Annotated in this window: 5 protein-coding genes and 1 pseudogene; 2 read left to right on the forward strand and 4 right to left on the reverse strand. The window is 68.9% G+C overall.

The window, feature by feature from the left end; all coding sequences use genetic code 11:
- Positions 1-12 precede the first annotated feature (12 nt).
- The 3 genes from VB777_RS15400 to VB777_RS15410 are packed head-to-tail and all read right to left on the reverse strand — an operon-like array spanning position 13 to position 4,091.
- Complete coding sequence (locus tag VB777_RS15400; protein WP_323250010.1) at positions 13-1,170, reverse strand: glycosyltransferase family 9 protein; 1,158 nt, start codon at positions 1,168-1,170, stop codon at positions 13-15.
- A gap of 24 nt (positions 1,171-1,194) precedes the next feature.
- Positions 1,195-2,565, reverse strand: coding sequence for a WcbI family polysaccharide biosynthesis putative acetyltransferase (locus VB777_RS15405; protein ID WP_323250012.1), 1,371 nt, complete (start codon positions 2,563-2,565; stop codon positions 1,195-1,197).
- 8 nt (positions 2,566-2,573) lie between these two features.
- Entirely contained in the window at positions 2,574-4,091 is a 1,518-nt protein-coding gene (locus VB777_RS15410; protein ID WP_416238374.1) for an APC family permease, read from the reverse strand.
- 68 nt (positions 4,092-4,159) lie between these two features.
- On the opposite strand from VB777_RS15410, the gene VB777_RS15415 reads away from it, so the two are divergent.
- The gene (locus VB777_RS15415) at positions 4,160-4,318 is read left to right on the forward strand and encodes a hypothetical protein (RefSeq protein WP_323250016.1); all 159 of its coding nucleotides are present in this window, start codon (positions 4,160-4,162) and stop codon (positions 4,316-4,318) included.
- A gap of 282 nt (positions 4,319-4,600) precedes the next feature.
- Here VB777_RS15415 and VB777_RS15420 read toward each other — a convergent pair whose 3' ends face one another.
- Positions 4,601-5,722: an ATP-binding protein gene (locus VB777_RS15420; protein ID WP_323250018.1), complete on the reverse strand. Its 1,122-nt coding sequence runs from the start codon at positions 5,720-5,722 to the stop codon at positions 4,601-4,603.
- Positions 5,723-5,921: 199 nt separating this feature from the next.
- Here VB777_RS15420 and VB777_RS17505 point away from each other — a divergent pair.
- Positions 5,922-6,050 (forward strand): annotated as a pseudogene (locus tag VB777_RS17505) (IS256 family transposase); the annotation flags it as partial.

Consider the following 6,050-nt stretch of genomic DNA (forward strand, 5'->3'; position numbering starts at 1 on the left):
CCTGCTTCGTTCTCAGGATTTCTCTCCTCGGGAGGGGCCGTCGGCCTCTGCAGTCCCTGGCGTGCCGTTGCGGGAGCTGCTCCAGGCTTCCTCCAGCAGGGGCCACACTGCGGTGGGGGTCAGATCGGCCATGCAGAGGTGCTCCGACCGCAGGCAGCTGGCGTTGCGGTAGTGCTCGTCGTGGCAGAGGGTGCAGCGGCTGACGCTGCTGGGGATCCACACGGTTGGACTGCGGGGGGCCCAGAGGCCTTGGGGGCTGGCGCCGATGCCCTCTGGATCGGTGCCGAAGAGGGCCACCGTGGGGCAGCCGGCGGCCGCGGCCAGGTGGAGTGGGCCGGCATCCACGGCGATGCAGAGACGGCTGCGGGCCAGGGCTCCCACCAGCTGCGGCAAGGACAGGTGCCCCCGCAGGTCCCGCAACGGCAGGGCCGCCAGCAGCGCCTGCTCCAGGAGATCCCCAGGCAGGCTGATCTGCCGGGGCGGTGGGCCGCCGATCAGGCCGATCTGCTGAGGGCTCAGGCCAAGCTCCTGTTCCATCAGCGCCAGCAGGGACAGCCAGTGCGAGAGGGGCCAGAGCTTGGCGGGGCGTTCGCCGTTGACAGCGATCAGCACCGCGGGCAGGTCAGGGGGTGGCGCCTCCATGGGCAGCTCAACCCTCTCGAAGTCGGTGTCCACCCAGGCCACGCGGCAGTGCAGTTCCCGGATGCTGTTTCCCGTGATCCACCCGGCATAGCGTCGCTCCAGATCAGGGCGGGCCCAGTGGGGATCAGCGGCGAGGCGCTGCATGGGATGGTGGCCGGCGGGGATCGCTGCCGCGCCCACCACGTAGCGGGGCGCCAGGGCCTCCACCCAGCCAGGGGTGTGGGGGGCATGGCCATCGGCATTGATCACAAGATCAATGGGCCCATCGGCCCGGCACTGCCGTAGGGCATCCTGGGCCGCGGCGCCCCGTTCTGCCAGGGGAAGGCAGGCATGTAGCCAGGGGTTGCGCTGTTCGAGCTCCGCGGTGCGGCGGCTGCCCACGTAGGTGAGTTCCAGGCCGGGGTATTTCTCGTGCAGTCCGCGCAGCAGCGGCTGCAGCACCACATAGTTCCCGAGCTTGGCGGCCCCCAGCACCACGATGCGTGGCCGGGGGGAGAGAGGCTGATTCTCGAAGCGCTGAAGACTCACGTCTGGGCCAGTATGTGTCGTTGCTCAGCTGGGAAGCAGATCGAGGCATCGCTGGGCGAAGGCCAGCTTCGGGTGGGTGGCGTTCACGGCTTCGATCCAGGGATGCCTGCGGTAGAAGGCGATCGATTCGTCCAGTTGGGTGGCGATCAGGAAGGGAGTGTGGCGCCGCTGGCCCCAGGTGCTGGCCCAGGCGCCGAGATTCAGGGCCTGCTGCACCCAGGGATGGATCGGCAGGCTGAGGCTGCCGAGATGTTCCTGGCGATCGAAGAGGTCTGGACCGAGCTGGTGGTTGGGGCGGAGTTGCGCCAGCAGGCGGCGCAGCAGCGTGTCGAGGCTGGCCTGGGTGGGGTGGTTGATGGTGTGGCCGATCGGCTGCTGGCGATGACGCTCCGCGATCCAGTCGGAGAGGCCCACACTGCAGTCCGCTTCGCGGCTGCGCAGTTCGGCCAGGGAGTGGTGATGGGCCTCGCGAAGGATGGAGGCAACCGCTTCGGGGCAAGGGACCCCATGCAGCGCGGCGGCGTCGAGTCCCCGGCCGGCGGCGGCCATGGCGAGGAAGTCGTGATAGGGGCCGAGGGGCGATTCGGCCTCCAGGGCGGAGAGGCGACCCTCGGGATCCTGCCCGTAGGCGATCCAGGGGAGCTGGCCTTCGTAGTGGAGATTGGGCAGCACCACGCAGCGGGCCCCGGGGGCCAGCAAGGCCTGCAGGGTGGCGGTGTCGAGGCCGATGTTGTTGCGGTAGCCGGTCTGCACCCGATGCATCACCAGCAGATCGGCCTGCGGCAGGGCCTGGTGCAGCTCCGCCACATCCGCGGCCGTGGCCAGGTGCACCGAGGGGCAGAAGGTGATCTGGGCGGTGGGCAGGGCCTGCTGCAGGCCGAGCATCAGGGGGAAGGCCTGGCAGTTGCCCACCACCACCAGCGCGAGGCTGGGCGGCTCGGGTGGGGGGGCCGTGATCCTGCGGCCGAGATCCTGGTGGAGAGCCTGAATCCAGGCGGGCGGCGGGCTGTGCAGTTGCTCGAGCCGCTCCAGCAGCCCCAGGGCCGTGCCGCCCCAGGCGGTGGCCTGGCCGGGATCGCTCTGGTGGTCGCTCTGCTGGAGGGCCTCGTGGATCCAGATGGCGCCATAGCGGCAGCACTGCTCTTCATGGACCTGCACCCAGTCGGGTTCCAAGGCGGGGTGCCCCTGCAGAGCCGCCAGCAGGCGGGCGCCGGCGAGGGCGTGCTCGATCGCAGAGGTGCGGTGCAGATCGCCCAGCTCGAGCATGCGGCCATGACAGGCCACCGCGAGGGATCGGAGCTGTTCGGGTCCCTGCGGTTGATCGAGAAGCTGGGGGATCAGGCGGAGAAGCTCGTCGGCCTGGCTCAGGAGGGAGGCGCCAGGGTGGGCATCCATGGGGGGGATCATGCGGAGCCGATCCTGGCCCAGGGGGACACCACCGATAGGCGCGAGCGCACCGCCAGCGGGAACACCAGCAGGGCCCAGGCCCCCAGCAGGATCAGCTCGGCGGCCAGCTCCAGCGGCCAGGCGGTGATCGCCACCAGACCACCGAGATAGAGGAACCACCACAGCCCCTGGCGCAGGTTGAGTGGAGCGTGGGGCTCTTCATGTTGCCGGCCCCGGAGAGCCAGCAGCACGAAGCCGATGGCCGGCAGCAGCACGATCAGCACGGCGCCCCGCAGGGAGGTGGTGCCGCACCAGCTGATCGCCCAGGTGGCCAGCACGAAGGCCAGCGGGCACCAGAGCCTGGCCCAGGGCAGGCGGTAGGGGCGGACGCTGTCGGGGAGCTGGAGGCGCAGGGCGGCCAGGCTGACCGGGCCCATGGCCAGGGCGATCACCAGGGTGGCGGTGAGCAGGCTCACCACGCTCTGCCAGCCGGGGCCCAGCAGCAGCAGGCCGATCCCCAGGGCCAGGCTGATCAGCAAAGCCACCGACGGCACCGCCTGGCGATTGATCCTGCCCAGAACGTTGGGCAGCAGCCCGCAGCGGCCCATCATCCAGCCGACGCGCGAAGCGGCCCCCATGTAGGCCATGGCGGTGGCCGTGGGCGACACCACCGCATCCAGGAGCAGCAGCCGGCCGACCCAGCCCAGGCCCAACCCCAGGGCCAGGGCCACCAGCGGCCCGCCGTGGGCGGTGAGGCGGAGCGCGGCCCAACCGTCGGTGAGCTGATCGGGGGGCACCGCCACGAGAAAGGCCAGTTGCAGCAGCAGGTAGATCAGCAGCGAGAGGCCCAGGCCCAGGGCCATGGCGATCGGCACGGTGCGCTGCGGTTGGCGGGCTTCTCCAGCCAGGTCCATGGCGGTGCGAAAGCCCAGCAGGGAAAACAGAATGCCGCCGCTGCTGATCGCCCGCACCATGCCCTCCAGGGTTGTCCCCACCGGCTGGGCCAGGGGCACCAGGTTGCCCCAGTGGCCGGACATCAGCATCAGGGTGATCGAAACCACCAGGGGCACCACCAGCTTCCAGCTGGTGAGGCCGTCGATCCAGCGGGCCAGCCAGCCCACGCCGGCCAGGTTGATCCAGGCCAGCACCGCGAGCAGCAGGCTGGCCAGGGCCAGGCCGGCGCCGCTGAGCACCTGGCCGGCGCCCGCATCGGCGGTGAGCCAGGGAACACTGCTGGCCAGGTACTGCATTACCGCCATCACCTCGATGCTGGGCAGGGCCAGGTAGGAGACCCAGGCGCACCAGCCGCCGATGAAGCCGGCGGTGCGGCCGTGGCTGAGCAGGGGGATCTGGGCGAGGGCGCCGGAGCTGGTCACCAGGGCCCCGAGCTCGGCAAACACCAGCGCCAGGGCAAAGGCCAGCAGGCCGCCCAGCAGCCAGGCGCCGAGGGCGGCCGGTCCGGCGAAGCGCGCGGCATAGAACGGAGCGAACAGCCAGCCCGATCCGATCGTGCTGGTCACCACCGCCAGGGTCATCGACCGCAGGCCGAGCTGGCGGGAGAGGCCGGTGTCGCTCCTGAGGTTCAAGGGCTTCAATGGAGGGGATGGATGGAGAATCCGCCCACGATCCCATCGGCGTTCACAGCCGCCGGAGACCAGGCCTGATGGCAGAAGACATCCGCTGGCAGCAGCGTTTCAGCATCGAGCAGGGAGAGGCCTGGATGCTGATGATTCAAGACCGCAATCTCACCAGCCACACCTAATAACCCCTCCACGGCTGATGCCATCGTGGCTCAGATCATCGGCTTCTGGAGGAAGCGCCATGAGCCTCACGGCTGACCGATCCGAGAGCCTCTCCATCCCCGGGATCCCGAAGCCTGCCCAGCATCAGCTGCTGGAGGTGTTGGCCGCGTTGGCCGTGATGCGCACCCGGAGGCGCGCCAGATACGGGGGTGCCCACGTTCAACCCATGGACGGACGAGGCCCCGACGACCTTGCCGCCTGGTTGACCGCCCACGGCGGCAGCCAGCTCACCGGGGGTGTGGCTATCCAGCCACGTGGGCGGCCAGTTCGGCCAGGCCAACAGCATCCACCCCTGGCGCCAGGGGAAAGCGACCCTCGCGGGGAATCACCACGAAACTTTGGCGGGGGTTGAGGTCGGCCTGGGCCTGATGGAAGCCGCGGCTGAGGGTTGGCGTGAGGCTGCGCTTCACCTCAATGGCCCAGCGTTCACCGCCGGGGTGGTCGATCACCAGATCCATTTCGGCCCCGCCTGCGGTGCGATAGAAGAAAGCCTGGCAACGCTGGGGCATCACGGTGAGCAGGGTTTCGATCACAAATCCCTCCCAGCTGGCGCCGGCCACGGGATGGCCGAGCACCGCTTCGGCACTATCGAGCCCCAGCAGGGTGTGCACCAAGCCGCTGTCGCGCACGTAGACCTTCGGGGCTTTCACCAGGCGCTTGCCGGCATTGGCCACAAGCGGCTGAAGCTGCCGCACCAGCAGCAGATCCACCAGCAGATCGAGATAGTGGCGGATCGTCTTGCCATCCACACCGAGGGCACGGCCAAGGGCAGCAGCATTCAACAAGCCTCCCTGGTGATGGGCCAGCATGGTCCAGAAGCGGCGCAGGGTCTCCGCCGGAATGCGTGGTCCCAGCTGGGGGATGTCGCGCTCGAGACAGGTGCGAATGAACTGTTCGCGCCAGATGCTGCTGCTGGCGTCATCGGAGGCCTGCACGCTGTCGGGGAAGCCGCCGCGAATCCAGAGGCGTTCACTGGCTGCAGCGCCCAGCTCCAATACGGAGAGACCACTCAGCTCGAGGTAGCAAATGCGCCCGGCCAGGCTTTCGCTGCTCTGCCGAATCAGCTCCACCGAGGCCGAACCGAGCAGGAAGAACTGGCCACTGCGGCGGCCTCCATAGCGGTTGGCGTCAATCACCCCCCGCAACACCTCAAACAGCCCAGGTAGGCGCTGCACCTCATCGAGGATCAGGAGCCGATCCGGATAGTGGCTCAGGAACAACTCAGGCTCCTGCAGCTTGGCTCGGTCAGCTGGTGATTCCAGATCGAGCATGAGGGCCTCATGCTGCAGGGCGATCTGGCGCGCCAGCGTGGATTTGCCAACCTGGCGGGGCCCCAGAAGGGCAACAGCCGGAAATCGATCCAACTGATCCAGCACAAGCGGCTCCAGCCGCCTGGGAATCAAGCCAACCCCGCCATGCTGGCGTCCCCAGCAGTGGTGTAAATCCCCTGGGCCTCAGCCCCGGCGTAGCCGGGGCTGAGCGAGCACACCTCAGACGCCTGGCGTTGCAAGGGGTGGGCAGGCCCGTTTCCCTGGTTCGAGAACCACCTCAACCAGACGAACCATGCCCAAGACCCATCGTGCCGCAGTTGACCTGGCGCCGCTACTGGATGGCAGCAGTGCCGGCGAGCTGATCCCGGAGCTGGCCCGCCACGGCCTGCAGCAGCTGATCGAGCTGGAGGTTGCCGCCGTT

This window comes from Synechococcus sp. CCY9202 (assembly GCF_034931685.1).
Classification (GTDB): Bacteria; Cyanobacteriota; Cyanobacteriia; order PCC-6307; family Cyanobiaceae; genus CBW1002.